The sequence below is a fragment of the Kitasatospora sp. NPDC059571 genome (genome assembly GCF_042735675.1).
Classification (GTDB): domain Bacteria; phylum Actinomycetota; class Actinomycetes; order Streptomycetales; family Streptomycetaceae; genus Kitasatospora.
Map to the genome: position 1 here is coordinate 1 of NZ_JBHWBW010000662.1, position 2,305 is coordinate 2,305.

At 77.7% G+C, this 2,305-nt stretch carries 1 pseudogene; it reads left to right on the forward strand.

The window, feature by feature from the left end:
- Positions 1 to 2,104: pseudogene (locus ACFV0G_RS37450) on the forward strand (hypothetical protein); the annotation flags it as partial.
- Positions 2,105 to 2,305: the final 201 nt, after the last annotated feature.

Here is a 2,305-nt window from a genome sequence, read left to right on the forward strand (position 1 = left end):
GGCCCCGCGGCCCCCCCCCCCCCCCGCGCCCCCCCGCCCCCCCCCCCCCCCCCGCGGGGGGGGGGGCCCCCCCCCCCCCCCCGCGGCCCCCGCCGCCGTCGCCGCCGAGGCCGCGGCCGCGGCCGGCAAGGTCGCCGAGGAGGCCAGGACGGCCGCCGACGCCCTGCGCGGCGAGACCGAGGAGTGGGCCCGCCGCGAGCGCGCCGAGGCCGAGGCCGCGGCCGCGGCGCTGCGCGAGGAGGCCCGCCGCGAGCGGGAGGCCGCCGCCGACGGCCTGGAGCGCGAGCGGACCGAGACCGCCGAGCAGCTGGCCGCCGCGCGCACCGCGCGGGAGCAGGCCGAGCGCGAGGCCGCCGAGCTGACCGAGCGGACGGCCGCCGACACGGCCGCCGAGCGGGAGGCCGCCGCCGAGGAGGCCGCACGGCTGCGCGCCGAGGCCGCGGACGCGCTGTCCGCCGCCCGCGAGCAGGCCGCCGCGCTGGCCGCCGAGGCCGCGCAGGACCGCGAGAGCGCCCGTACCGAGGCTGCGGAGACGGTCCGGGCGGCCGCCGAGCGGGCCGCCGAGCTGACCTCGGCGGCCGAGGACGAGGCCGCCGCCGTCCGCCAGTCGGTGGCCGGGCTGCACGAGGCCGCCTCGCAGCAGATCGCCGAGCTGCGCACGGCCGCCGAGCAGGAGGCCGCCGGGCTGCGCGAACGGACGTCCGCCGAGTGCGCCGCCGAGCGGGAGAGCGCGGAGTCCGAGGCCGAGCGGGTGCGCACCGAGGCCGCCGCGTACGCCGCCGGGCTGCGCGAGGAGGCCGAGCAGGAGCGCCGGTCGGCGGCGGAGTTCGCCGAGCGGCTCCGCGCCGAGGCCGAGGAGCAGGCCCGCACCCTGGTCGCGGCCGCCGAGGAGCAGGCCGCTGCCGCACTGGCGGAGACCGAGGAGATCACTGCGGCGCTGCGCGGCGAGGCGGAGGAGTACGCGCTGGCGACCCGCTCGCTCGCGGACGAGTACGACGCGGACGCCCGCTCGCGGGCCGATGCGTTCGACCGGGAGACCCGCGAGGCGGCCGAGCAGTTCGACCGGTCGACCCGCGAGCGGGCGACCACCGTGCTGGAGAAGGCGTTCACCGACGCCGAGCAGCTCGCCGACGACGCCCAGACGACGGCGCTGGCCACCACGGCCGCCGCCGAGGAGCAGGCGGACGCGATGGTGGCGGCCGCCCGCAAGGAGTCCGAGCGGTTGGTCGCGGCCGGCGAGGCGGCCGGCCAGGCCGAGGTGGAGAAGGCCCGGTCCGACGCGGACGCGCTGCTCTCCGAGGCCCGCCGGGACGCCACCGCGATCCGCGAGCGCGCCGAGGAGCTGCGCGAGCGCACCGACGCCGAGATCGAGGCGCTGCACGAGCGGGCCCGCAAGGAGAACGCGCAGGCCATGAAGTCGGCCGGCGAGCGGGTGGACGCCCTGGTCACCGCGGCGCAGGACCAGCTCACCGAGGCCGAGGAGCAGGCGGTGGCCGCCGTCGCCGAGGCCGAGGAGCGGGCGGCGAAGCTGATCGCCGCCGCCGAGGAGCGGGCCGCCGAGCTCACCTCGGAGGCGTCCGCGGAGGCCAGCAAGGTCCGGATCGCCGCGGTCCGCAAGGCCGAGGGGCTGCTCAAGGGCGCCGAGCAGAAGCTCGCGGACTCCACCGACCGCGCCGAGAAGCTCATCGTCAAGGCCGAGGCCAAGCTCAAGGACGCCGAGGAGGAGGCCGGCCGGCAGGTCGAGGAGGCCGCGGCCGAGGTGGAGAAGCGCCTGCGGCGGGCCGACGAGTCGGCGGCCGAGCAGCTGCGGCTGGCCGAGGAGGAGGCCGAGCGGCTGCTCTCCGAGGCGCGGTCCGAGGCGAAGCAGATCACCGACGAGGGCCGGCACGAGCTGGACGAGCTGGTCCGGCGCCGCAAGGACATCAACACCGAGATTTCCAGGGTCCAGGACGTGCTGTCCGCGCTGGAGGCCTTCGAGGCGCCGTCACCGGCGCAGCAGGCCAACGGGGGAAACACCAAGAAGGACGGGGGGTCCAAGGCCGGTGCCGGCGTTGGCCCCCAGCGGTCGGGAGGCAATCGCTCCGGGAGCGCGCCACCCGATTGAGCGGACATTGTCCGCACAGCATCGGGATTTCGCCGATGACACTCCGGTACCGTGTCAGGATTCCCTCAACCATCTCAGCGGTTTGACGACAGGAAGCCCAGAACCCCATGAGCGACAGTCACTCCCCTCACGGCTTCGACCTGGTGCGCCGTGGGTACGAGCGCGCCCCCGTCGGACAGCGGGAAACCAAACAGGGTGTCC